The organism is Brevundimonas mediterranea (assembly GCF_011064825.1).
Taxonomy (GTDB): domain Bacteria; phylum Pseudomonadota; class Alphaproteobacteria; order Caulobacterales; family Caulobacteraceae; genus Brevundimonas; species Brevundimonas mediterranea_A.
Genome location: NZ_CP048751.1, coordinates 1,058,673 through 1,083,020 on the forward strand (window position 1 = coordinate 1,058,673; position 24,348 = coordinate 1,083,020).

Consider the following 24,348-nt stretch of genomic DNA (forward strand, 5'->3'; position numbering starts at 1 on the left):
CAAAGAAAAACCCGCCGGGAGATCGCTCCCGGCGGGTTCATTCAACATCGTCATCCTCGGGCTCGACCCGAGGACCGGATGTTCAACCGCGTTGCGTCAAAGGCGACGCACAGCCTGATCCCGCGCCGATCCTCGGGTCAGGCCCGAGGATGATGGAGAGAACGGAGACATCCCGCCTCAGTGAACCGTCGGCACGCTGGTCGCGGCCGGGGCGGCGACCGGGATCTCGACCGTGGTCCCGTCCGACACCGGCGTCACCGGCACCGAGACCGAGGGCCCGGCGTTGGGGAAGTTGTTCTCGTCGCGGTTCGGGGCGACGCCCTTCTCCAGCAGATCCTTGATCTCCTCGCCCGACAGGGTCTCGTACTCCAGCAGGGCCTGCGACAGCTTCTCGTGATGATCGGCCTTGGTCGTCAGGATCTTGCGGGCCTCGTCCCAGCCCGAGGCGACCAGACGGCGGACCTCCTCGTCGATGGTGCGGGCCGTCTCTTCCGAGACGTTCTGGCTGCGCGCGACGGAGTGGCCCAGGAAGACCTCTTCCTGATTGTCGCCGTAAGCCACCGTGCCCAGCTTCTCGGAGAAGCCCCAGCGCGTGACCATGGCCCGGGCCAGCTTGGTCGCCTGTTCGATATCGGAACTGGCGCCCGAGGTGATGTTTTCCTTGCCGAAGATCAGCTCCTCGGCCACCCGGCCACCGGCCATGATGGCGATCCGGTCGATCATCTGCTGGTATTTCATCGAATAGCGGTCGCCTTCCGGCAGCTGCATCACCATGCCCAGGGCGCGGCCGCGCGGGACGATGGTCGCCTTGTGCACCGGGTCGGCCATCTTGACGTTCATGGCGACGATGGCGTGACCGGCCTCGTGATAGGCGGTCAGGCGCTTCTCTTCCTCGTTCATCGCCATCGAGCGACGTTCCGAGCCCATCATCACCTTGTCCTTGGCGTCCTCGAAGTCGCGGTGCGTGACCATGCGACGGTCCTTGCGGGCCGCCGTCAGGGCCGCCTCATTGACCAGATTGGCCAGGTCGGCGCCCGAGAAGCCGGGCGTGCCGCGCGCGATGGTCTTGACGTTGACGTCGGCGGCCAGGGGCACGTCCTTCATGTGGACGCGCAGGATGCGTTCGCGGCCCGAGACGTCGGGGTTCGGCACCACCACCTGGCGGTCGAAACGGCCGGGACGCAGCAGGGCGGGGTCCAGCACGTCGGGACGGTTGGTGGCGGCGATCAGGATGATGCCTTCATTGGCCTCGAACCCGTCCATCTCGACCAGCAGCTGGTTCAGCGTCTGTTCGCGCTCGTCGTTGCCGCCGCCCAGGCCGGCGCCGCGATGGCGGCCGACGGCGTCGATCTCATCGATGAAGATGATGCACGGCGCGTTCTTCTTGGCCTGTTCGAACATGTCGCGCACGCGGCTGGCGCCGACGCCGACGAACATCTCGACGAAGTCCGAGCCCGAGATCGAGAAGAAGGGCACGCCGGCTTCACCGGCCACGGCGCGGGCCAGCAGGGTCTTGCCGGTGCCGGGAGGGCCGACCAGCAGGGCGCCCTTGGGGATCTTGCCGCCCAGGCGCTGGAACTTGCCCGGATCCTTCAGGAAGTCGACGACCTCCTGCAGTTCCTCCTTGGCCTCGTCCACGCCGGCGACATCGTCGAAGGTCTTGCGGCCCTTGTGCTCGGTCAGCAGCTTGGCCTTGGACTTACCGAAGCCCATGGCGCCGCGCGCCCCGCCCTGCATCTGGCGCATGAAGAAGATCCACACCCCGACCAGCAGCGCGATCGGCAGGATCCCCATCAGCAGGCTCATCCAGATCGACTGGCGCGTGGTCTTGGCGTCGACGTTGACGTTGGCGGCCAGCATGGAATTGACCAGCTGCTCGTTCGGGTAGGGGGTTGTGGCGGTGAAGCGGCCGTTGTTCTTGTAGACGCCGTTCACCTGGTCGCCGCGAATGGTGGCTTCCTTGACGTCGCCGGCCTCGACCCGCTGCACCAGCTGGGAATAGGTGATTTGTTCGGGGCGGCCGGCGCCCTGAGCGCCCTGGGCGCCCATGCCGGTCACGGCTCCGCCTTGCGACACGGCGGCGTAGGCCGCGAGCAAGGCCAGGATGATAACGCCCGTGATCGCCAGATTTCGCAGGTTCATTGAGGTCCTCGGTCGTCCGCCGGCCCGGATTGAGCCCACGGTCTGGATTGTCTGTCACCGAAAATAGGCGCTTCGGCTGCGTTACGCCATGGCGGCGCAATCAGATCGTCTTCATGCGTCGTTTCGTCCAGCGCCAGCCTGAGCCGTTCCGCGACAAGCTCGCGCCGTTCGACCCCCGCGCCTGCAAGAACCGGCCCGGCCTGGCCGTCCCGGATCAGGACGGGCGCCGCCCCCCGCGCCGCCGCCGGCGCCCGGTTCACCGCCGCTCGATCCGCCGCCGACAGGGCCGACAGCCGCCCCCGCGCCGGGGCGACCGACCAGCCGGCCCCCGACGCCCGAAAGGCGAACCGGCCGTCCCACACCGCCTCGACGCCGGGATGCAGCAACAGCGGCGGCGGCGCGCGGCGCGCCAGTTCCCCGGCCTCGCGCATCAGCAGAATCGTCTCGCCGTCCGCCTCGACCCGCGCCCCGCACAGGGCGGCGGCGAAATCCTCGCCCACCTGCAGCCGTTGCATCAGCCGGTCCAGCCGATCCCCGCGCGGCGGCGTCGCCCCGCCGCCGACACAGACCAGGGCCGCCGCCAGCCCCCTGGCCCGCACGTCGCGCGCGATCCGCACCGTCCCGTCGTGGTTCGCCGTGATCCCTTCGGACGACGGGCGGTCCCGCCCCGCCGCCGCCCCGTCCGGAACCGTCCCCGCCAGCGCCCGCCGCGCGCGGCTGCGGCCGAAGCGGGGGTCGGCGTTGGCAGGATCCTCGATCCACTCCGCCCCCTGCCCGGCCAGCCAGGCCCGCAAGGTCTCGCGGCGTTCATCCAGCAGGGGCCGCAACAGCATCAGGCCCCGCCCCTCGGGCCAGACCGGCGACGGCGACCATTCGCGCACCCGCCCCAGGGTCGAGCCCTCGGCCCGCATCAGATCCGCCTCCGCGATGTCGTCGGCCGTATGGGCGAACAGCACGACCCGCGCCCCGATCGCCCGCGCCGCCTCGGCGATCAGCCGATGACGCGCCGCCCGCGCCGCCGCCGTCAGTCCGGTCGCGGGCTTGTCCCCGTCCCAGACCAGTCCGCGCCAGTCCGCGCCCGCCGCCCGCGCCGCCTCGCCCGCAAACCGGGTCCAGTCGGCGCTGGCCGGGTTCAGTCGGTGATCAACGCTCAAGGCCGTCAGCGGCCGCCCTCGCGCCCTGGCCCAGGCGGCGGCCAGTCTCAACAGGGCGATGGAATCCCCCCCGCCCGACAGGGCCAGGGCGACCGGCTGGGGGGCGTCAGAACTCAGCCGCCGATCCAGCCGCGCAAAGACCCGAGCGACAAGGCCCGTATCGGTTCCGTCGATCCCGGGCCTCAGCTGCACCCGTTGGCGGTCTTCATCTGGGTCGCGCGGGCCTTCAGCGTGTCCGAGGCGGCGGGCGCATAGCGGCGCGTGAACTCGCCCAGGGCCGCGCAGCCCTGGGTCTTGCGGTTGGTGGCGAACAGGGCGTCGGCCAGTTTCAGCGTCGTATCGGCGGCCCAGCCGATGCGCGGCCAGTCCTTCAGGGCGGCGGCGTAGAAGGGCACGGCGCCGGCCTTGTCGTTCGACGAGGCGCGGATGTCGCCCAGACGGGAATTGGCCTCGCGCGCCTGGGGCGTGTCGGGCCAGGCGGCGACCACGGTTTCAAGCGCCCGCGCGCCGCGCGCTCGGTCGCTGCTCATCAGCTGCACCGCCGCGGCCAGATCCTGGGCTGCGTCGCCGGTCGGGGAATGGGCTTCGATGGGGGCGTTCAGCTCGGCCGCCGTCTCCAGCTTCTCGATCCGGGCCTCGGCGTCCAGCAGCCGGGCGCGCAGGGCGGCGGTGTCGCGCTGGGCCTCGTCCAGCTGGAAGGTCAGCCGCTCGTTGTCGCCGTTGATGCGGCGCACCGTGGCTTCCAGGTCCTCAAGACGCTGGTTCATCAGGCCGAACTGGCCCTGCAGGGTGACGACCTCTGGGTCGGGCTCGACCAGCACCGGCTCGCCGGCGGCGTTGCGCTGGGTCAGGGCGCGCTCCAGCCGACGGACATTGCGATCCAGCTGTTCCAGCCGGCGCTTGTCCCATTCGATCGGCTGCATGATGTTCGGCGCCGCCTGCTGGGCGACGGCGCCCCCGGCGATCAGGACCAGGCCGACGGCCGTGGCGGCGAAGGCGCGGCTGCGCATGAAGGAGAGCTTGAAGGTCATGGGTCGCTAGGTTCCACCGATTTGGGGCCGCCGCAAGGCAGGGTCAGTGCCCCAGCCCCAGATAGACGATGGCCATGACGAACAGGCCGATCACGATGTTGCAGAAGAACAGCAGCAGGACCGTCCGCCACAGGGCCGAAAAGATCGACAGACTGTACGCCCCCTTCAGCTGGGCGAACACATGGACGGGGATGGCGGCCACGCCGATGGCGGTGACCAGTCCCCCCAGCGGGCCGTTTATCGTTCTGGCCAGGACGATGACCATCAACAGCAGGGCCATGAAGGTCAGCGAATACAGCACGAACACCCCATGATCATACAGGGTGAAGCCGCGTCGCCACAGGAACAGCAAGGCCAGGAACGGGATCGAGAACGGCACCAGCAGGAAGGCGAACTTGTACATCGTCTGCTGCAGCTTGTAGAGGGCCAGGTCCGGGTTCTGGAGTTTTTTCAAGACTGTAGCCCCGAACCCGTGGTCATCCTTGTCGGCCTCGTGGCCCATGACCTTCAGCTTGGTCGTGCCGCCCGACACATCCTCGCCCGAGGCGATGTCCTTGATGCTGGCCTGCCAGCTGCCCGGCTTGAGCCCGTCGGCCCGCCCCTGGCTCTGCTCGGTTTCCAGTCGCGCCAGCGCCGCGCGCTTCTGCGCCACCAGGGCCTCGCCGGCCTTGATCCCCATGTCGGCCATGCCGGAGGGGTCGCTGGCGGCTTCGGCGCGGGCCTCGGCCAGACCGCGCTCCGCCTCGAGCAATTCCTGACGCTGCTCCTGAATGTCGCCGGCCAGCACCACGGGCGCCGACGGCTGGGGCATGAAGCTCAGCGCGAAGAACATGACGAACAGGGTGAACAGGAAGATCGCCAGCGGCGACACATAGCGGGTCCGCCGGCCCTCCACCCATTCCCGCGTCAGCCGGCCGGGATTGAAGGCCAGCAGCGGCAGGGTCCGCCAGACGCGGGCGTCGAAATGCATGACCCCGTGCAACAGCTCCTCGCCCAGGTGCAGCAAGGTGCGGTGCACATGGGTCGCCTGGCCGCAGTTGGCGCAGAAATTCCCGCTGGTCGCCGCGCCGCAGTCGGAACAGACGCCATGCCCCGCCTCGCCCGCATGCCCCGTCGGCTTCTCGACCGCCCCCGCGATCAGTCCCCCGGTGATCGCGCCACCGGCCCCTTCGATATCCAAACGCCAATCCCCCGATCGAATCCGCCGCCACCTTGATCACCCGGCAGGCAAAAAGAAAGAGGCGCCGGCCTTGGCCGACGCCTCCATCCGTCTCGTCCGGCCAGTCGTCTCAGCGCGGGGCGCCCGAGACGATGGCGGTGTGGGCGTTGCGGTTGCGCGCCCAGCTGTCCTCGCTGGACCCCTCGGCGATCGGACGCTCCTTGCCGTAGCTGATGGTGTCGATGCGGCCGGCCGGCACGCCGCGATTGATCAGATAGGTGCGCACGGCCTCGGCGCGGCGGGCGCCCAGGGCCAGGTTGTATTCGCGGGTGCCGCGTTCGTCGGCGTTGCCTTCGATGCGGACGGTCACCTGCGGATAGCGCTGCAGCCACTGGGCCTGGGCGTCCAGGCGCGGCATGGCTTCCGAACGGACGTCATAGGAATCCAGGTCGAAATAGATGCGGTCGCCGACGTTGACGACGAAGTCCTGTTCCGTGCCGGGGGCGGCGGCGCCCATGTTGCCGCCCGTCACCGGACCGGTCGGGGCGGTCGGATAGGCCGGGCCTGTCGGCGCGGTCTCCGGAGCGGCGGGCACGACGCCTTCGACCGGCTTGCGGGCGCAGGCGGCCATGGCGGCGACGGCGCAGCCGACCATGGCCAGGGTGATGATGCGGGAAGTCTTCATGGGGTCGTCTCCTGACACTTTGAAATTAGGACGGAGGCCTAAAGCTTGGCCATACAGTTTGCCCGGGCCCGATTTCGAGCGCCAGACGGAATAACACACTGTTGAGCCGAACGGGCTCAGCTCGGGCAGCTGTCGGCCCCCTGGCCATAGCCCAGGTTCGACGGCGGCGTGTCCAGCAGGGGCGACCAGGCCGGGTCGGTGCCGCGGCCGTTATAGCCCGCCTGGGCCACAACCCGCCCCGACAGGTCCACGGTCCACAGCCGCGTGTCCCCGCCCCGCGTCTGGCGCGCGAACATCACATAGCGGCCGTTGGGGGCCCAGTTCGGGCCTTCCTCGAAATAGCTGGACGACAGGATGCGTTCGCCCGACCCGTCGGCGTTCATCACCCCGGTCGAGAACCGGCCGCCGCCGCTCTTGGTGAAGGCGATCAGATTGCCCGTCGGGCTCCAGGCCGGCGCCGTATAGGTTCCGCCGCCGCGCGAGATCGGCCGCTGGCCCGAGCCGTCGGCCCGCATCACATACAAGCGCGCCTGGCCCGACCGGTCCGAGTTGAACACGATCTGGCTGCCGTCCGGGCTGAACGACGGCGAGGTGTCGATGCCGGGGTCCGACGTCAGGCGCGACAGCTGCCGGCTGCGCAGGTCCATCACATAGATGTCGGTATTGCCGCCCCGGATGATCGAGAAGGCGATCTTGTTGCCGTCGTTCGAGAAGCGCGGCGCCAGCACCTGGCCGTCGAACTCGCCCAGGCTTTCGGTGCGGCCCGTGGTCAGGTTGCGCAGATAGATCCGGCTATAGTCCTTGCCCAGCGCCACATAGGTGATCTCGTCCGGCTGCGAGGTCGAGAAGCGCGGCGACATGATGATCTCGTCGCCCTGGGTCAGATAGGTGGGATTGAACCCGTCCTGGTCGGCGATGGTCAGGCGGTTGATCCGGTTCAACTGCGTCCCCTCTTCCGAGACGAAGACGACCCGGGAATCGAAGAAGCCGGTCTCGCCGGTCATCCGCTGATAGATGACGTCCGAAATCTTGTGCGCGATCCGGCGCCACTGCTCCTGGGTGGCGGTGAACTGATAGCTGACCAGCTGGCACTGACGATACGGGTCATACAGGCGGAAGCCGACATCCAGCCGACCGTCGCCGCGCGGCGTCACCCCGCCGTACAGCACCGCCTGCGCCCCGATCTGGGTCCACTGCGGGAAGTTGGGCGCATTGGCCAGGGTCAGGCCGGTCTCGATGAAGCCGGCGGGGTTCAACGGCTCGAAGAAGCCCGACCGCCGCAGATTGCCGCTGACCACATTGGAAATATCCGCCCCATGATCGCCGGTGAAGGGCACGATGGCGATCTGCAGAGGTTTCAGCACGCCTTGATCGATCTCGACCTCGACCGGCTGGCCCGCCTGCGCCGGAGCGGTCTGGCCCTGGGCCTGGGCAGAGGACACGCTCATGGCCACGACGGCGGCCGAGGCCAGAAGAAGGTTCAGACGCATGGAATGCTCCCGTAAGTCTCGAAGGATCGCCGCCCCTTATCGCCGGGTCGTGTGACATTCGCCAGCTTCAAGCCGAATGGGGCGACTTTCAGGACGGCCTAATCACATTGATGCGTGATGCGTGATGCACTATCTTCCACCCATGCGCACCACCCTCGCCATTGACGACGACGTGCTGAACGCCGCACGAGCTATCGCGGTCCATCAAGACCGCACGATTGGCGAAGTCGTGTCCGAGCTCGCGCGAGAGGCGCTGCAAAAGCGGGAGACGACCGTCCGCTTTCGCAATGGCGTTCCTCTTCTGCCAGATCGACCGGGACCAATGGTCACGCTAGAGGACGTCAACGCGCTCCGCGACGAACTGCCTTGACCTATCTGCTGGACGTCAATGTGCTGATCGCCCTCGTCGATCCGCGTCACGTCTTTCACGATACGGCGAATGGTTGGTTTCAGCGCGAGGCCGCCGGGTCATGGGCCACCTGTCCGATAACCGAGAACGGCCTGGTCCGGATTGTCGGCAACAGTCGCTATCGCAATCCGGTCGGGCCTCCGTCCGAGATCGTTCGGATTCTCGAACTGTTACGGGACATGGCGGGTCACGTCTTCTGGCCGGACGCCATCAGCCTGGCTGACGACCGGTTGTTCGATCCATCGGCCCTGACGACGCCCGAACAGATCACCGACGCCTATCTGCTGGCTCTGGCCGTCTCGAACGGCGGTCGGCTGGCGACGCTGGATCGCCGCCTGTCGCCGGATGCGGTCAGGGACGGGCGAGCGGCCCTTCACCTGGTCACCGACGCCTAACCTTCACCGGTTGCGGCACGCCCGTTCGGTGTTGAACGTCGGGCGATAGGCCCCGCCGGGGAAGCCCTGGGGCACGTCGAACGGCGCGGTCTGGCGCAGCGCCCTCAGCGCCCCGTCGGCGGCGGCGCGATAGACCGACGACGACTGCGGATTGATCAGCGACGGCCCGCGCGTGATCCGCCCGTCAGCCGACAGGGTCAGCTCCACCTGGATCCGCAGCTGGTCGGCGCCGGGGATGTCGCAGGGCAGGACCCAGTTCGGATAGACCTGATTGAAGATGGCCGTCACCTGCGGCCCGGTCGCCTGGGACGCCGTCCCTGAACCCTGCTGACCCGTCGCCGGACGGCCGCGATTGTTGTTCGGCCGCGTCGGTCCCGCCAGGGCGTCCAGGTCCAGACTGGGCTCATTGCGTTTCGGCGCGGGCCGGGCCGGCGTCGGCGGGGTCGGTCGCGGCGGGGTCGGTCGCGCCTTCTCGGGCGTCGGCGGCGACGGACGGGGCGGCGTGGGCCGCGGCGGGGTCGGGGTCGGGCGCGGCGTCGGACGCGGCGGCGCAGGCGTCGGTGTCGGCGGCGGGGGCGTCGGTTGCGGAGCGGGCGGCGTCGGCTCTTCCGGCGCGCTGACCGGGGCGGTCGCGGCGTCGTCGGGCGAGGGTTCCGGCTGCGGGTTGTCGGCCGCCGCAGCCTCGATCACCGTCTCCGAGACGATGGTCACCGGCACCGAGTTCACCAGCGGCTTGGGCTCGTCCGCCTTGTGCGAAAACGAAACGAAGGCGAGCGCGACCACACCCGCGTGCAGGGCGATGGATCCCAGAATGGCAGGGCTGGGCCGACGCAAGCGATCAGGCCTCCGGCGCCGTGTCGGTGATCAGGTTCAGCTTGGTGAAGCCCGAGGCCGACAGTCGCGCCATCACCCGCGCCACCGCCTGATAGGGCGCCCGCCCGTCGGCGCGCACGAACACCGGCCGCTCCGACGCCTTGTCCGATCCGCCCGCCTCGGTCAGCAGTCGCACGGCCAGATCGTCGAACGACGTCTCGCTGTCGGCGATGAAGATGGCGCCCTGCTGGTCGATGCTGACCGACAGGGGCTCGTTGTCCGTCTCGACCGCGCTGGCCTCGGTCTTGGGCAGCTCCACAGGGACGCCCACGGTCAGAAGCGGCGCCGAGATCATGAAGATGATCAGCAGCACCAGCATCACGTCCACCAGGGGCGTGACGTTGATTTCGGTCAGGGGGCCTCTGCGTCCCCGCCGTCCCCGACGCCCGCCGCCGCTCGCACCGCCGCCCAGGGCCATGGCTCAGACGCTCCGGTTCAGATTGACGCCCGACGACGGCGCGGTCGGGGCCGGCGGCGTCGCTGAACTGCCCAGACGCCGCGCAACCGCCGCCTGCAGGTCGTCGGCGAAGGCGTCCAGCCGTCCCGCGAACTTGCCCGCGTCGATCGAGAACTTGTTGTAGGCGATATAGGCCGGGATGGCCGCCGCCAGGCCGATGGCCGTGGCGAACAGGGCCTCGGCGATGGCCGGCGCCACCGTCGTCAGATTGGTGTTGCCCGCCGCCGCGATCCGCCCGAAGGCGTTCATGATGCCCCAGACCGTGCCGAACAGGCCGATGAAGGGCGAGGCCGTCGCCACGACCGACAGCACGCCCAGGCCGTTCTCGATCCGCTGGCTCTCGCGCGAGATCAGGCTGTTCAGCGCCCGGTCGATGCGGGTCATCAGCAGGTCGCCCTGATGGTCGTTCAGCGCCCCGCGCTGACGCGCCTCGCGCCAGTCGGACAGGGCGATCACCAGCATGCGCGGCAGGGCGTGTTCCGGCGCGGGCCCGGCCTGGGTCGCCACGTCTTCCAGCGAACGCCCCGACTGAACCGCCTTTTCGAACTCGTCGGCCTGCCTGTTCAGGGCCGTGAAGCGGAAGGCCTTGTCGATGATGATGGTCCACGACCACAGCGACGCCGCCGCCAGGCCGATCATCACCGTCTTCACCACCCAGTCGGCGGTCAGGAACAGTTCGACGGGATTCATCATCGAGGCGTCGACGGGCGTAGTCATTCAGGCGCTCCGGGCGGGGTCGGCTGCGGATTGGAGATTGGCGACACCCTCTTCGACCGAGCGGGCGTGACCATTGTGTGGCGAGGGCGGCTTCTAACCTTCCCAAGCACGCGCGTCATCTGACAGGCGCGTCATAAAAGCCTACTCGGTCGTCGTCCTGCGGGTCGGATCGACCGCCACCGAGACGGGGGCGCCGACACTGATGATCACGCCCTCATGGCCTTCCTTGGCGATGGAATAGGTGGCGGCGTCGCGCACCAGCTGTTCCTCGCAGGCCCGGTCGCCGGGGCGGCCCAGGGCCTCGCAGCCGCGCTTGGCCGCATCGGTCCAGCCCAGCACCCGGCGCGTCGCCGCCTCGGCCCGCTTGATGGCGGCCTCGTCCTCGGCCGCCGCCTGGGCGATCAGGGCCTGGCGCGCGCCCTGCTGGTACTGAAGCTCGGCCTGGCCCGCCATCTTGCGCTCCCAGACCTTGTAATAGGGACAGCCGACCAGTCCCCCGCCGACCACCAGGACCAGCAGCAGAAAGGACACGATCACGGCGCTGGCGGTGATTCCCTGGTTCTGCATGTTCGACCCTCCCCGGTTCGCCTGTTTCTAGTCGCCGTCGCCGGCGCTTGCCAGCCACGGCGTGACCTTTTCGACCAGCGCCCTGGTGGGCCGGCGCGGGCGTCCGTCCAGATGGATGCAGACCGCCGTCACCTCGGCCCGGCACAGCACCTCGCCCGCCCGCTCCACCGTCTGGCGGATGATCAGCCGCGCGCCCTTCACCGCCTCGTACAGGGTCCGCACCACCAGGGCGTCGTCGATCCGCGCCGGCTTCAGGTATTTGATGTTCAGCTCGGACACGACGAAGGCCAACGGCTCGGCCTCCTCCAGAAGGACCGAATGGCCCACGCCGACGACCCGCAGAAAATCCGACCGCCCCCGCTCGAAATAGCGGACATAGTTGGCGTGATAGACCAGGCCGGTGAAATCCGTGTCCTCGTAATAGACGCGCACCGGCAGCAGGTGGGCGCGCCCTTCGAAACGGCCGGCGGTGGGAAGATCGGTCATGCCCCCAGTCTAGCGCGTCGGCGGCCGGGTCAGGAAGCCGGGACAGTAGCGTTCGCGCATGTCGCGGAACTCGGTCGGCAGCGGATCGTCGCTGAACAGGATGCGGCTGGTCAGGGACACGAAGCCCACCGCCTGCCCGCCCCGCGTCCGCCCCACATAGCCGCACACCGCCCGCCTCTGGCCGATCTCGGAATAGCGCAGTTCGGCCCCCGCCCCCAGCTGCTGGCGGATCTGGCGTTCAGCCCGGTGGATCGGCGATTCCGGCGGCGCGACCCGCGTCCCGTGCGTCATGGCCCACAGGCCCACGGCGGCGGCGATCAGGGCGACCGCCGCCACGGCCAGGGCGATCCGCCGGGTCGGGATCCTGCGTTTCGTCATCGAGCCGACGGTCATGGCGCGCTCCGCTTGAGCCGACACCAAACCGCGCCCGCCCGTGCTTGGCAAGTCGGGCCGGTGGCCGGGCTCAGTCGAACAGGTCGCCCGGCACGGGACCGGCGGCGGGCGGCGGCGGGGCGTTCAGGCCCAGGTGTGCATAGGCCTTGGCGCAGGCCATGCGGCCGCGCGGGGTGCGCATGATGAAGCCCTGTTGCAGCAGATAGGGTTCGATCACGTCCTCGACCGCGTCGCGCGCCTCGGCGATGGCGGCGGCCAGAGTGTCCATGCCCACCGGCCCGCCGCCGTAGTTTTCGATCAGGGCCTTCAGGAAGCGCCGGTCCAGACTGTCCAGCCCGGCCTCGTCCACCTCCAGCCGGGCCAGGGCTTTCGCCGCGACCAGTTTCGAGATGGTCTCGGCGCCGTCCGCCGAGGCGAAGTCGCGCACACGGCGCAGCAGCCGCCCGGCGATCCGCGGCGTGCCCCGCGCCCGCGAGGCGATCTCGCGCGCCCCGGCCTCGTCGATGGCCGCGCCCATCTTGCGCGCCGTGCCGCGCACCACCGCCGTCAGTTCGTCGGGCGTGTAGAACTCCAGCCGCAGAGGGATGCCGAACCGGTCCCGCAGCGGCGTGGCCAGCAGGCCCGCCCGGGTCGTGGCCCCCACCAGGGTGAAGGGCGCCAGGTCGATCCGCACCGACCGCGCCGATGGCCCCTCGCCGATGATCAGGTCCAGCACATGATCCTCCATGGCCGGATACAGGATCTCCTCGACGTTCGGGCTCAGCCGGTGGATCTCGTCGATGAACAGGACGTCGCGCGGCTCCAGATTGGTCAGGATCGCCGCCAGATCCCCCGCCTTGGCCAGGATCGGGCCGGATGTGGCCCGGAACCCCACCCCCAGCTCGCGCGCCACGATCTGCGCCAAAGTCGTCTTGCCCAGTCCCGGCGGCCCGAACAGCAGCACATGGTCCAGCGCCTCGGCCCGGCCCCGCGCGGCGTCGATGAAGACCTTCAGATTGCCCTTGGCCTGCGACTGGCCGACGAACTCGGACAGGGTCTGCGGCCGCAGGGCGCGGTCGAAGGCTTCGCCCGTTTCGGCTTCTGGAGAGATGATGCGGGTCATATCCAACTTCCGCTCATCCCGGCGAAAGCCGGGACCCAGTGTTTTCGCATCACTCTGCGCCGGGCGCAGACCCGAGCTCTCGGATCGACACCGGAGCGCCCAAAGACCTGGGTCCCGGCTTTCGCCGGGATGAGCGGAACAAAAAATCTCACCGCCCCAACTCCTGCAGGGCCGCCCGGATCACCGCCGGCAGTTCCGCCTCGTCGCCCAGCCGGATCAGGGCCTGATCCACCGCCCGACGCGCATTGACCTCGGCCACGCCCAGACCCAGCAGGGCCGAGACCGCCTCGCCGGTCAAGGACGGCGGCGGAGGCGCGATCTCGACATGGACGCCCGGCGCCGTCGGCGCAAAACTGACATCCCCCAGCGGCTTGCCCTTCAGCTCGGTGACGATCCGCAGCGCCAGCTTGGGGCCCACCCCATTGGCCCGCGCCACCGCCGCCTTGTCCTCGCGCGCCACAGCGCCCGCCAGTTCACCCGGCGGCAGCACGTCCAGCACCGCCAGCGCCGCCTTCGGCCCCACGCCCTGGATGGCCAGCAGGGTGGTGAAGGCCCGCCGCTCGTCGCGCGTCAGAAATCCGTACAGGCGCGGCCCCGCGTCCTCGCTCCACTGCGAATGGACATGGACCGTGGCCTCGTCGCCCGGCGCCGGCAGCCGTCCCAGGGTCCGCGCCCCGCACGACACGACATAGCCGACCCCGGCGCAGTCGATCAGGCAGTCCGCCTCCCCGACCTCGGCCAGCACGCCTCTCAGACGCCCGATCATGACCAATCCTCCCCCGTTGGGGGAGGGGGACCGCCCGAAGGGGGGTGGAGGGGGCCAAACGCAACCGGGGTGTCTGGGGCAGGCCCCCTCCACCGCGAAGACGCGGTCCCCCTCCCCCAACGGGGGAGGATTTCAGCAGCCGCCGTCACGCCGCCCCCCGGTGCATCGCTTCCAGCAAGGACCGTTTCCTCAGTTGCGCATGGGTGACCGCCACGGCCAGGGCGTCGGCGGCGTCGGCCTTGACGTCCCCCGCCGTCGGCAACAGCCGCTTGATCATGAAGGCGATCTGGCTCTTGTCGGCATGGCCCGCCCCGACCACGGCCTTCTTGATCAGATTCGGCGAATATTCCGCCACCGCCAGGCCCAGCTTGGCGGGGGCCAGCATCACCGCCGCCCGCGCATGGCCCAGCTTTAGCGTCGAGGACGGGTTCACATTGACGAACACCTCTTCCACCGCCGCCTCCTCGCAGCCGTGGTCGGCGCAGATGGTCCCCAGGGCCTCGAACAGGAACAGCAGGCGTTCGGAAAAGGGCGCAGCCTCAGGCGGGGCCACCACCCCGTGCGCCACCCACCGCAGACGCGCGCCGTCCGAGACGATCACCCCCCAGCCGGTGCGTCGCAGACCGGGATCCAGCCCGATGATTCTGACAGGTTCGTTCGCCATCCGTTCCCCTCATGCCGCAAAGAGGGTTATCGGGCAATGAACGGTTTCAATCGTCGCGCGGATCCAGGCGATAGCCGGTCACGCCCGGTACGGCGCCCAGCTGCTCCGCCAGACGTTGCAGGTCCGTCTCGCTCGCCGCCTTCAGCCGCCAGGTGCGTCGCGCCCGTCCGTCCTCCGTCATTTCGAACCGTCCGGGGCGCACGTCGGCGTCCGTCGTCCGCAAGGCCGCCTGGACCGCCGCCTCGGGCGAGGGCTCGCGCCGCTCCCAGCAGACGACGGCGTCGATCACGGTCCGCCCCGGCAGGCGCTGGTCGATCAACCTCAGCCCGCCCAGGATCGCCGCCGTCACCACCGTGCCCAGCGCCCCCAGTCCGTACAGGCCCACGCCGAACAACAGGCCGATGGCCGAGGTGATCCACAGCGACGCCGCCGTGGTCAGGCCGTGAACGGAAAACCCGGTGCGGAAGATCACGCCGGCGCACAGGAAGCCGATCCCCGTCAGCACCCCGTGCGCCATCCGGGTCGGGTCAGTGGTGATGGTCTCGTTCGGCAGGGCGCGAAACGCCCAGTCCGCCTGGGACAGGGCGGCCAGCATCAGCAAGGCCGAGGCCAGGCTGACGAGGATATGGGTTCTGAATCCGGCCGCCCGACCGCGCCATTCGCGCTCCAGTCCGATGACCCCGCCGGCGACGACGGCGCCCAGGACGGGCGGAACTGCATCGATGAGAACATCCGCGACCATGCCCGATCAACCGCCGGGGTCGGGCGAATGTTCCCCGTCGTCAGCCGACGATGGCCTGCAGCTGGGCGGCGGCGTCCGCGATGGTCGCCCGGCCGCCACGGCCGCGACGGGCGGCGTCCAGGGCGGCGGCCGACATGGCCCCCTCGGCGCGGGCGCTTTCCAGGTCTTCGCGCAGGGCGCTGATCTGCTGGCTCAGGGTCTGGACCCGGGCCTCGTGCTCGTCCTGGGCGGCGGCCAGCTTGGACTGCAGCTTCACCATCCGCTCCTCGGCGCGGGCGATGGCCTTGTCGTGGGCCATGGCCGCCTTGGTCAGGGCCTCGGCGCGGTCGACGGCGGCGACGCGGGCGACCTCCATGGCCGCCTGACGCTGACGCGCGTCCTCGGTTTCGGCTTCCAGCGCGCGCACCCGCTCGACCGCCCGGTCCAGGGCGACCTGCAGCGTGTCGGCGCGCCGTTCGACGGCGTGGCCGCCGGTCTGCAGTTCGTTCAGGCGCGAGGCCTGTTCGCTGTTCAGCACCTCCAGCCCGTTGGCGCGCGCCGTGGCGGTGTCCAGTCGGGCGGTCAGGGCGGCGATCTCGGCGCGGGCCGATTCGACCTGGCTTTCCAGCGAGCGGATCGAACGGGCGGCCTCGGCCTGTTCGGAGGCGGCGCGGGCGCGTTCGGTGGCCAGCTGGCCTTCGCCGGCGGCGGCGGCGCGGGCCAGACCCGCCACCTCGGTCCCGACCTCGTCCACGCGACGGCGCAGGGCGGTGTTCTCTTCCAGCACCAGGGCCAGATCGCGCTGGACCTGACCGCGCGTGGTGTCGGACTCCGACCGGGCGACCTCGGCCTGTTTCAACTGGTTGCGCAGCGATTCCTGATCCTGCTCCAGCTCGCGGATGCGCTGGGCGGAGGCGCGCTCGACCGTCTCAAGACCTTCCAGCCGCGTCGCCGCCTGGGCCAGTTCGTTGCGCAGCCGGCCCAGTTCGACCCGGGCCTCCTGCAGATTGACCGTGGTCTCGCCGCCGCGCGCCGCCAGGTCGTCGGCCTTGGCCTCGGACTCGGCCAGGGCGTCGGACAGCTTGCGGACCTCGGCGGTCAGCAGGCCGACCTGTTTCGTCGCCGCGCTGTTGGCGTTGCGCAGATTGACCAGTTCGACGTGGTTGTCGCGGCGCGAGCGGAACTCGGCTTCCAGCGGGTCCCGCAGTTGTCCCAGAAGAGTCTCGAAGGTGCCGAACCGCTGCGCCATCTCCGACAGCTGGTCCAGACTGTCCTGGATGGTCTCGAACCGCTCGCCGATCAGACCTGCGACGTCCTGCTCGGACCGCCCGAGCGCGGCCGCTTCGTCCTTGGCCTGTTCAGGCTTGCCGCGTGACAGCACGCGATCGATTCTGGTCAGTCTCATGGTCGCGCCCCGCGTCGTATGCCCGCATCGCGGTGGGCGACCTCGATCCCTGCCTCCAGAGGCGAATCGAACCGCTCACCGTCCTATGACCAGAGGTTAATCGCGGGTTACGAACGTGTCGAGACCTCCGTTCGTCGATCAGCGCGTGTACGTATTATCCGGCGTACTTGGCCGCATCCTCGTCCGAGATGTCCTCGTTCGAATAGACGTTCTGCACATCGTCCTCGGCGTCCAGGGCGTCCAGCAGCTTGAACAGGGTGCCGACGGCCTCGCCCGTCACGGTCACCTCCGACTGGGGCTTCCAGACGATGGCGGTCGACTTGGGGTCGCCCAGCACCTTGGACATGGCCTCGGCCACTTCGTTCAGGTCCTCGAAGGCGGTCCAGATGGTGTGGCCCGGCGCGTCCTCGTAGATGTCGGGCTTGACCAGATCGCTCTCGACGTCCTGGGCGCCGGCCTCGATGGCGGCTTCCATGACCTCGTCCTCGGTCCCGGCCTCGGCCTTGTAGATGATCTGGCCGACCTTATCCCACATGAAGGCGACCGAGTTCATCTCGCTCAGCGCGCCGCCGTTCTTCTTGAAGGCCGCGCCGATGTTCGACGCCGCGCGGTTGCGGTTGTCGGTCAGGGCCTCGACGATGATGCCGACGCCGCCGGGGCCCCGGCCCTCGTAGCGGACCTCTTCCATCGTATCGACGTCGCCGCCCGAGGCCTTGTTGATGGCCCGCTGGATCACGTCCTTGGGCAGGCTTTCGGCCTTGGCGTTGTTGACGGCCAGACGCAGGCGCGGATTGGCCGCCGGATCGGGCAGACCCGACTTGGCCGCCACCGTGATGTCGCGCGACAGTTTGGAGAACAGCTTGGAGCGCACCGCGTCGGCGCGCCCCTTGCGGTGCATGATGTTCTTGAATTTCGAGTGGCCGGCCATGGGATCGTCTTCGAGAGTCTGAAACCTGAGCCGCGCCTCCTAGCCGATGCGCGGCGGGCTGTCACGATGTACGGGCGTGATGAGCGTCGGGGGGTGGAACCTCGGCCGTTTGGGCGTATTGATCCCTGACGCTGCTATGGAGCCCCCGATGAACACCGCCGACATCTATGAGGCCGAGGGCCGCGCCGACGACGACCTGCACGAGGCCGACATCGTCGAATGGTACGAGACCCGCCCCGTCACCGTCTCCACCGCCGTGGCCGCCGGATCCATCATCACCGCCTTCACCCTGGGCGCCCTGACCGCCGTCGGCGTGCTGTTCCTGACCGGTCGGCTGGACGACTGAGGGCCGTCAACACCTCCGCCCTGGCGAGGGGCGGAGGCGGACTGGGGCGGGCCGCATCCGCCCCTCGCTCATTCCGCCGGCTCCACCGGCGTTGTCGCCGCCTCGCCAAAACCCTGCTGTCTCGAGCGGGCCATGTGGGCGAGCGTGAGCCAGAACACGGCGAACAGGACGGCGGAAAAGCCGAGCGAGCAGGCGATTTTTTCGGGCGTCGGAGCCTTGAGGTTGAAATAGACCATCTGGAAGATGTTGAGGGCCACAATCCCGCGCAGCATCCAGTCGATCTTGAGCTTGCTGAGCACATAGCTTCCAAGCGGGGCCATGAGGAGAACGACCGGATAGGCGCACAGCCACGTCCGAACCTGATAGTCCGTGATCCCCTGATCCCAGAAGGCGCGATAGCCGTAACCCAGGACGCTGATGGCCGCCATCACCATGATGCTCTGGTGCGTGGCGATCTTCTCATCCATCCGGAAACGGGTGACCAGGAGGGTGTACAGGACGATGTCGGCGCCCGTGCCGAACAGGCTGGCGCAGACGCCGCCCGCAAAGAGAATCGCGGCCAGCATCAGTTTGTCGAGGCGGCCCGTGTTCGGCAGCCTGTCCCGGTGCCCCCGGTGTTTGCTGGCGATATAGGCCAGGGCGAAGGTCATGATCAGGCTGAGAAACAGGGCCTGGATGATATAGACCGGAATGCCCTGCATCACGTTCATCCCGAACACGAAGCCCAGGAAGGCGACCGGGACGAACCAGAGAACCGGGGCGTAGGAGGCGAGACGGTTCTGTTTGCGGGACAGGATCCAGATGCTCGCGCTGGTCATGCCCACGCTCTGGATCATCAGGCTGAAGTCGCGCGCCATCCCCCGATCGATGTCGAGAAACACGCTGAGCACGGGGAAGGCCACGGCGCCGCCGCCCTCAGGCGTCAGGCCCGCCACAAAGGCGCCCAGCACCATGATGGCCGGGTAATACCAGTGCTCGACCAGGAACGGGATGCTGTTGAACGTCGCGAACAGGGCGACCCACACCACCATCATGCCGACATACCATCGCCGGAAGATGCGGCTATCGAAGAACATGGACCCCCGCCTCTTCACCTTGTGAACGCTACCATACCGCCGCTTCTGCGCAATTCGGATGTTGGAGCCAAGCCCATCTTCGACGCCCTGGGCGCCGGGCTCAGCCCCCGACCTGGATTTCCTTCACGCGACAGGCGCCGCAGTCCTCGGCTTTCAGGATCAGGGTGTTGGTCCCCGCCATGAAGGGCAATTCCACCGCCCGCCCCTCGCGCCATCCGTCGTCCGTGGGCAGATCGACCGCCGCCGCCGCCCCGCCGTTCAGCGAAACCGACACCCGGCCGCCCGCGCCGACCACCGTCACCCGCCGGTCGCCCGCCGCTTGCGCCGTCACCGTATAGCGCAGCCATTCCCCCGTCTCGAACTCGACCACCACCGGCGCGCCGCCGTCCAGACCGATGTCCACGCCGTCGTTGCGCCAGGTCCGTCCGGTGTTCCACCAGGGAATCCGCTCGCCCGGCCCGTCGGTGTCGGCGTCATAGACGTCCTTCCACGCCACGCCCGACCGGCCCAGGTCATAGTCGGCCGCGCGGAGCGTCGCGCCCGCCGCCCCGATCCGATGCGCCGTATACGGAACCGCCGCGTCCGAACGGGGCTGGCGCAGCATGGCGTCGACCACATCGCGGTGTTCGACATTGTTCTCGAACCGGATGTCGTGGGTCGCCAGCCGCATCAGCGTCTCTTGCGCCTCCTGCGCCGACGGCCGCGGCCCCTTGCCCGTCAGATAGGCGACCAGACGGGGCCAGCCGGGGTTGGGCGCGATCTCCAGCGGCTGGTTGAAACCGATCTTCTTCAGCGGCCAGAAGGCCCAGCCGATCCCCTCGCCCTCGACCAGGGCGATGGTCTCGGTGAACCAGGTATTGGAATTCTCGCCGGATTCGCCCAGCCAAACCGGCGCGTTAGTCTCGTCCCTCAGCCGCAGGATATCGGCGATCGAGGCCCTGTCGGTCGCATTCCAGTATTTGTGGAAGCTGATCACGGTGTTGTCGTCCCACAGGGGCGTGACGCCGCGATAGTTGTTGCCCCAGCAATTGCCCTCGATGACGATCATGTGCCGCGGATCGACCTCGCGGATCGCCGTCGTGATCTCCCTCATCAGCGACCGCAGCGGGGCGTTGGTCGTCTCCTCGCAGCCATGGCCGCCGCCGGGCTTCTCGAAGTCCCAGTTGGGTTCGTTGATCAGGTCATAGGCGCCGATGGCCGGCTCGTCGGCGTAGCGTTCGGCCAGCCGCCGCCACAGGGCCACGGTCTTGCGGCGGTTCTCGGCGCTGTCCCACAGTGACGGTTTCGACGGATCGCGATCCGAGATGGCCAGGTCGCTGCCCTGCCCGCCCGGCGCGGCGTGCAGGTCCAGGATCAGATACAGGCCGTTGGCCTTGACCCAGGCCAGCAGGGCGTCGATCTCGGCGAAGCCCTCTTCCTTCCAGGTGTCCCGCCCCGCGACAGGCTCCTGATCCACAGGCAGGGTCAGCCGGTCATAGTGCATCGGCAGCCGCACCGAGTTGAAGCCCCATCGCCCCATGGCGTCGATGTCGGCCTTGGTCGTGTGATTGGCGCGCCAGGCGGCGTAGAAGGCCTCCGTATTCTCCTCGCCGATCAGATCGGCGATCCGCGCCCGGATCACATGCTGCGGACCCAGCGCGCCCAGCTGCAGCATATAGCCTTCCTGCAGCACCCAGCCACCCAGCCCCATGCCGCGCAGTATGACCGGCTCGCCCGCCTCATCAACGATCCGCGTCCCCTCGGCCCTCAGGAAACCGCCCGTCTGCGCCTTGGCCGCACAGGGCGCGCACAGCGCCGCCGTCACGGCCAGGGCCGCGATCCATCCCGTCTTCATGGCGTTCCTCCACGCTCCGTTTTGAGAACGTTCTCACGAGATGCGCGGAATGGCTAGGGTGAGCGATGCCGCCTTGAGGAGACGCCGGAAATGTCTGAGAGGGGTGATGGGGTGGACGCCCCCCGACGGCATCTATGTGCCAGAGTGAGGTGTTGAACAGCACTCGAAGGAGGCGTCCGTGGAACAAGTTAGCACTGTCGGTCTGGATCTCGCCAAGAACATCTTTCAAGCGCATGGCGCTGATGCCTCGGGCGAGGTGGTGTTTCGCAAGAAGTTGGGTCGAGGCCGATTGCTGGCGTTCTTCGCTGGCCTGTCGCCCTGCGTGGTGGCGATGGAGGCCTGCGCCGGCGCCCATTACTGGGGGCGTGAGCTGGCCCGCCAGGGTCATACGATCCGATTGATCCCGCCCATCTATGTAAAGCCGTTCGTGAAGCGTCAGAAGAACGATGCGGCCGATGCCGAAGCCATCTGTGAGGCGGCGCAGCGCCCCAGTATGAGGTTCGTGCCGCTGAAGGAGGAGGAGCAGCAGGCCAGCAGCGTGGTCTTTCGGGCCCGCGACCTTCTGGTCCGGCAGCGAACCCAGACGATCAACGCCCTGCGCGGTCACCTGGCCGAATACGGCTGGATTGTTCCCAAGGGCGTTCCGCACGTCGATAGGTTGATCGCGCGCGTCGAAGATCCGGCAGAGGCGCTTCCAACCGCCGCGCGGACGATTCTTCTCGTCCTGGTCTCGACCCTCCGATCGCTGGACCAGCAGATCGCCGTGCTCGATGCGGAGATTGCTTCCCGGGCCAAGAACGATCCGGTTGCGCGTCGACTGATGACCATTCCCGGGATCGGTCCCATCACAGCTACAGCCTTGGTCGCACTGGCCCCGTCACCCGAAGCCTTCAAGAGCGGTCGGCACTTCGCCGCCTGGCTGGGACTGACGCCGCGACAACGATCCACCGGCGGTCAGCAGAAGCTCGGCGCGATCACCAAGATGGGCGAGCGAACGCTTCGACGGCTGCTGACCATCGGGGCCAGCGCGGTGATCAAACAGGCCGTCATTCGGGGCGCGCCAGCAGGTTCCTGGCTGAGCCAGATGCTGGAGAGAAAGCCCAAGATGTTGGTCATCGTCGCCTTGGCGAACAAGAACGCCCGCATAGTCTGGGCGCTCTTGGCCAAGGGCGATGTCTACCGAGCTCCGGTCGTGTCGGCCTAGCCAGCACGACCGCGAGACGTCGAAGCGTAGGGATGAGCGAAGGAGCGTATGGCGCAACAGTCGGCGAGACGGGATCAGGAAAACCAGGGCTTTCCACTGTGCTTCGAGCACGCCGTGGGTGATTTGGACCGGATCCGCGAACTCCCATACAGGCCAGCGGTCTTTGAGCGACCGCATCAACAGGCCGGACAGATGGCAGCATCCGACTACGTGTCAGAAATTCCCGAAAATCACTCTTGCGCTGAAGGGGGCGTCCACAGATGGAAAGCGGACATCAAGCCGCGCGTCGCTTTCGGGTCGCCACCTTCAGTGCAACGAACTGGGAGGCTAAAAAGCCAAGCGTCAAGACTACGACCAAGAGCCAAAACAAGCCGCCGGATTCGGGCCGACTGCTCGGGCCGGGCCCGATAGCCCAGACCACAAAACTCGCCAAAGCGATGTACGAAACCATCCCGTACAGTGCAGATACCAGCACGAAAGCTACGAAACCGCGAAGCAATCGCGTAACGAGGGTGGTCGGCATGGTGGCCTCGCAGGAACGATGCCCGCAGTCTCCACGATCAAATCAGTGTCCGCAACGGGTCGAAGGCGGTCATCGACACTTGCGCCGAAAGCCGCGCCCGCCCCAGGACGCCGCCCTTCCCTCACCCCGCCTTCAGATTCTCCACCACCGCCCTCAGCTTGGCCGGCAGGGGCTTGGGTCGGCGCGTCTCGGCGTCGACATAGACGTGGACGAAATGGCCGACGGCGGCGGGCACGTCGGCGCTGCGCTTGAACACGGCGAAGCCATAGCTGACGCTGGAGGTGCCGATCCGGTCCACCTTGATCCCGACCTCGATCACATCGGGGAACTTCAGCGCCGAGGTGTATTGGCAGCCGCTGTCCACCACCAGGCCGATGGACTCGTCCAGCGCATTGGCGATCATCAGATGGGCGTTCACCGCCGAGTCCACGAACTCGTAGAATTTGGCGTTGTTGATATGGCCGTACTGGTCGTTGTCGGCCCAGCGCGTCGAGACCATGTGAAACGCCTTGTAGGTCGCGCGTTCGGCCAAGGGGCCCAGTTCCGTCTTCGGCATTGCGGTCTTCCTCCTGGGCGACATTCGGCGTCGCTCTCGATGCGAGGCTCGGGCTTGGACGCCGTTGCGTCAAGCGCCTATCGATAGCGCATCGATGACGAAGGCTTGACCCATGAGCATCACCACCCGCGCCGCCGTCCTGTCCGCCATGGGCGCCGCGCACCCCTACCGCGACAGCCGCCCCCTCTCCATCGAGACGGTCACGCTGGACCCGCCCGGTCCCGGCGAGGTTCTGGTCGCGATCAGGGCCGCCGGCCTGTGCCACTCGGACCTCAGCGTCATCAACGGCGACCGTCCCCGCCCCCTGCCCATGGCCCTGGGGCATGAGGCCGCAGGCGTGGTCGAGGCCCTGGGCGACAGCGTCACGGACCTCGCGGTCGGCGACCACGTCGTCATGGTCTTCATGCCGTCCTGCGGCCATTGCGACCCGTGCGCCGGCGGCCGTCCCGCCCTGTGCGAGCCGGGCGCCGCCGCCAATGGCAAGGGCGAGCTGCTGTCCGGCGCCCGCCGCCTCTTCCGCGAGGGCGAACCGGTCAATCACCACCTCGGCTGCTCCGCCTTCGCCGAACGCGCCGTCGTCTCGCGTCGCTCCCTGGTCAAGATCGACCCCGACCTGTCGTTCGAGGAGGCGGCCCTGTTCGGTTGCGCCGTCCTGACCGGCGTCGGCGCCGTGGTGAACACCGCAGGGGTCAAGGCGGGTCAGAGCGTCGTGGTCATCGGCCTGGGCGGCGTGGGCCTGTCCAGCGTCCTCGGCGCCCTCGCCTCCGGCGCCTCGCCGGTCGTCGCCGTCGATCTGTCGGAGGACAAGCTGGCCCTGGCCCGCACCCTCGGCGCCACTTCAGGCTTGGTCCAGACCGTCAACGGCGCCGATCCCGATGCGGTGGATCAGGTCCGCGCCCTGACGAACGGCGGCGCCGACTTCGCCTTCGAAATGGCCGGCTCGGCCCGCGCCCTCGACACCGCCTGGAAGATGACCCGGCGCGGCGGGACCACCGTCACCGCCGGCCTGCCCCCGCCCGAGGCGGCCCTGGCCGTCAACATCGTCTCCCTGGTGGGCGAGGAGCGCACCCTGAAGGGCTCCTATATCGGAACCTGCGTCCCCAGCCGCGACATCCTCCGCTACGTCGCCCTCTACCGCCAGGGCCGGCTGCCGGTGGACCGGCTGATGAGCGGCGTCATCCCGCTCGACGACATCAACGCCGGCTTCGACCGCCTGCACGCCGGCGAGGTGGTGCGGCTGGTGGTCAGGCCCTGACCACCAGCCC

General features: G+C 68.6%; 26 protein-coding genes. 5 read left to right on the top strand and 21 right to left on the bottom strand.

Features of this window, described 5'->3' with window-relative positions; genetic code table 11:
• Positions 1-177 precede the first annotated feature (177 nt).
• The 6 genes from ftsH to tolB form a co-directional block, all read right to left on the bottom strand.
• Entirely contained in the window at positions 178-2,142 is a 1,965-nt protein-coding gene (ftsH, locus tag GYM46_RS05245; RefSeq protein WP_035310714.1) for an ATP-dependent zinc metalloprotease FtsH, read from the bottom strand.
• Positions 2,139-3,488, bottom strand: coding sequence for a tRNA lysidine(34) synthetase TilS (tilS, locus tag GYM46_RS05250; RefSeq protein ID WP_008261130.1), 1,350 nt, complete (start codon positions 3,486-3,488; stop codon positions 2,139-2,141). The genes ftsH and tilS overlap by 4 nt, the downstream gene beginning before the upstream one ends.
• A complete protein-coding gene (locus tag GYM46_RS05255) occupies positions 3,479-4,327 on the bottom strand; it encodes a tetratricopeptide repeat protein (RefSeq protein WP_008260269.1) in 849 nt (282 codons plus the stop codon). Before GYM46_RS05255 ends, tilS begins: the two co-directional genes overlap by 10 nt.
• Before the next feature lie 43 nt (positions 4,328-4,370).
• Entirely contained in the window at positions 4,371-5,507 is a 1,137-nt protein-coding gene (locus GYM46_RS05260; RefSeq protein ID WP_008262016.1) for a DUF3667 domain-containing protein, read from the bottom strand.
• A 109-nt stretch (positions 5,508-5,616) separates the two neighbouring features.
• Positions 5,617-6,171, bottom strand: a complete 555-nt coding sequence (pal, locus tag GYM46_RS05265; RefSeq protein ID WP_008259557.1) for a peptidoglycan-associated lipoprotein Pal — start codon at positions 6,169-6,171, stop codon at positions 5,617-5,619.
• Between the two features lie 116 nt (positions 6,172-6,287).
• Positions 6,288-7,661 carry a Tol-Pal system beta propeller repeat protein TolB gene (tolB, locus tag GYM46_RS05270; protein WP_008264114.1) on the bottom strand — a complete coding sequence of 458 codons (1,374 nt, stop codon included), beginning with the start codon at positions 7,659-7,661 and terminating at the stop codon, positions 6,288-6,290.
• A 142-nt stretch (positions 7,662-7,803) separates the two neighbouring features.
• Here tolB and GYM46_RS05275 point away from each other — a divergent pair, with 142 nt between their 5' ends.
• Both GYM46_RS05275 and GYM46_RS05280 read left to right on the top strand, forming a co-directional pair.
• Positions 7,804-8,031, top strand: coding sequence for a hypothetical protein (locus GYM46_RS05275; RefSeq protein WP_040349912.1), 228 nt, complete (start codon positions 7,804-7,806; stop codon positions 8,029-8,031).
• A complete protein-coding gene (locus GYM46_RS05280) occupies positions 8,028-8,465 on the top strand; it encodes a TA system VapC family ribonuclease toxin (RefSeq protein ID WP_008263481.1) in 438 nt (145 codons plus the stop codon). Before GYM46_RS05275 ends, GYM46_RS05280 begins: the two co-directional genes overlap by 4 nt.
• 3 nt (positions 8,466-8,468) lie before the next feature.
• Here GYM46_RS05280 and GYM46_RS05285 read toward each other — a convergent pair whose 3' ends face one another.
• The 12 genes from GYM46_RS05285 to GYM46_RS05340 form a co-directional block, all read right to left on the bottom strand.
• Positions 8,469-9,299, bottom strand: coding sequence for a hypothetical protein (locus tag GYM46_RS05285; RefSeq protein ID WP_008262228.1), 831 nt, complete (start codon positions 9,297-9,299; stop codon positions 8,469-8,471).
• Between the two features lie 4 nt (positions 9,300-9,303).
• The gene (gene tolR, locus GYM46_RS05290) at positions 9,304-9,756 is read right to left on the bottom strand and encodes a protein TolR (protein ID WP_008260741.1); all 453 of its coding nucleotides are present in this window, start codon (positions 9,754-9,756) and stop codon (positions 9,304-9,306) included.
• Between the two features lie 3 nt (positions 9,757-9,759).
• Positions 9,760-10,512, bottom strand: coding sequence for a protein TolQ (gene tolQ / locus GYM46_RS05295; protein ID WP_008259719.1), 753 nt, complete (start codon positions 10,510-10,512; stop codon positions 9,760-9,762).
• A gap of 141 nt (positions 10,513-10,653) precedes the next feature.
• On the bottom strand, positions 10,654-11,079 hold the full coding sequence (locus tag GYM46_RS05300; protein WP_008262994.1) for a hypothetical protein: 426 nt from the start codon (positions 11,077-11,079) through the stop codon (positions 10,654-10,656).
• Between the two features lie 27 nt (positions 11,080-11,106).
• Complete coding sequence (gene ybgC, locus GYM46_RS05305; RefSeq protein ID WP_008261752.1) at positions 11,107-11,565, bottom strand: tol-pal system-associated acyl-CoA thioesterase; 459 nt, start codon at positions 11,563-11,565, stop codon at positions 11,107-11,109.
• A gap of 9 nt (positions 11,566-11,574) precedes the next feature.
• Positions 11,575-11,958 carry a hypothetical protein gene (locus GYM46_RS05310; protein ID WP_008261413.1) on the bottom strand — a complete coding sequence of 128 codons (384 nt, stop codon included), beginning with the start codon at positions 11,956-11,958 and terminating at the stop codon, positions 11,575-11,577.
• 70 nt (positions 11,959-12,028) lie between these two features.
• Complete coding sequence (gene ruvB / locus GYM46_RS05315) at positions 12,029-13,060, bottom strand: Holliday junction branch migration DNA helicase RuvB (protein WP_008260837.1); 1,032 nt, start codon at positions 13,058-13,060, stop codon at positions 12,029-12,031.
• Between the two features lie 148 nt (positions 13,061-13,208).
• Entirely contained in the window at positions 13,209-13,826 is a 618-nt protein-coding gene (gene ruvA, locus GYM46_RS05320) for a Holliday junction branch migration protein RuvA (protein WP_008261054.1), read from the bottom strand.
• 145 nt (positions 13,827-13,971) lie between these two features.
• Positions 13,972-14,490 carry a crossover junction endodeoxyribonuclease RuvC gene (gene ruvC / locus GYM46_RS05325; protein WP_008259243.1) on the bottom strand — a complete coding sequence of 173 codons (519 nt, stop codon included), beginning with the start codon at positions 14,488-14,490 and terminating at the stop codon, positions 13,972-13,974.
• A 46-nt stretch (positions 14,491-14,536) separates the two neighbouring features.
• A complete protein-coding gene (locus GYM46_RS05330) occupies positions 14,537-15,232 on the bottom strand; it encodes an MgtC/SapB family protein (RefSeq protein WP_008259017.1) in 696 nt (231 codons plus the stop codon).
• A gap of 40 nt (positions 15,233-15,272) precedes the next feature.
• On the bottom strand, positions 15,273-16,616 hold the full coding sequence (locus GYM46_RS05335; RefSeq protein WP_008263484.1) for a hypothetical protein: 1,344 nt from the start codon (positions 16,614-16,616) through the stop codon (positions 15,273-15,275).
• A gap of 154 nt (positions 16,617-16,770) precedes the next feature.
• Positions 16,771-17,544 carry a YebC/PmpR family DNA-binding transcriptional regulator gene (locus GYM46_RS05340; RefSeq protein WP_008262780.1) on the bottom strand — a complete coding sequence of 258 codons (774 nt, stop codon included), beginning with the start codon at positions 17,542-17,544 and terminating at the stop codon, positions 16,771-16,773.
• A gap of 148 nt (positions 17,545-17,692) precedes the next feature.
• On the opposite strand from GYM46_RS05340, the gene GYM46_RS05345 reads away from it, so the two are divergent.
• Positions 17,693-17,890, top strand: a complete 198-nt coding sequence (locus GYM46_RS05345; protein ID WP_008260485.1) for a hypothetical protein — start codon at positions 17,693-17,695, stop codon at positions 17,888-17,890.
• A gap of 68 nt (positions 17,891-17,958) precedes the next feature.
• On the opposite strand, the gene GYM46_RS05350 is transcribed toward GYM46_RS05345, so the two are convergent.
• Positions 17,959-18,966: a sulfite exporter TauE/SafE family protein gene (locus GYM46_RS05350; protein WP_008261887.1), complete on the bottom strand. Its 1,008-nt coding sequence runs from the start codon at positions 18,964-18,966 to the stop codon at positions 17,959-17,961.
• Between the two features lie 100 nt (positions 18,967-19,066).
• Positions 19,067-20,800: a cellulase family glycosylhydrolase gene (locus tag GYM46_RS05355; RefSeq protein WP_008261819.1), complete on the bottom strand. Its 1,734-nt coding sequence runs from the start codon at positions 20,798-20,800 to the stop codon at positions 19,067-19,069.
• 178 nt (positions 20,801-20,978) lie between these two features.
• Here GYM46_RS05355 and GYM46_RS05360 point away from each other — a divergent pair, with 178 nt between their 5' ends.
• Complete coding sequence (locus tag GYM46_RS05360) at positions 20,979-22,004, top strand: IS110 family transposase (protein WP_008258776.1); 1,026 nt, start codon at positions 20,979-20,981, stop codon at positions 22,002-22,004.
• Between the two features lie 644 nt (positions 22,005-22,648).
• Here GYM46_RS05360 and GYM46_RS05365 read toward each other — a convergent pair.
• The gene (locus GYM46_RS05365) at positions 22,649-23,083 is read right to left on the bottom strand and encodes an acyl-CoA thioesterase (protein WP_008258890.1); all 435 of its coding nucleotides are present in this window, start codon (positions 23,081-23,083) and stop codon (positions 22,649-22,651) included.
• Positions 23,084-23,195: 112 nt separating this feature from the next.
• On the opposite strand from GYM46_RS05365, the gene GYM46_RS05370 reads away from it, so the two are divergent.
• Positions 23,196-24,338 (top strand): zinc-dependent alcohol dehydrogenase family protein, encoded by a 1,143-nt coding sequence (locus tag GYM46_RS05370; RefSeq protein WP_008262002.1) that lies wholly within the window; start codon positions 23,196-23,198, stop codon positions 24,336-24,338.
• Positions 24,339-24,348 lie beyond the last annotated feature (10 nt).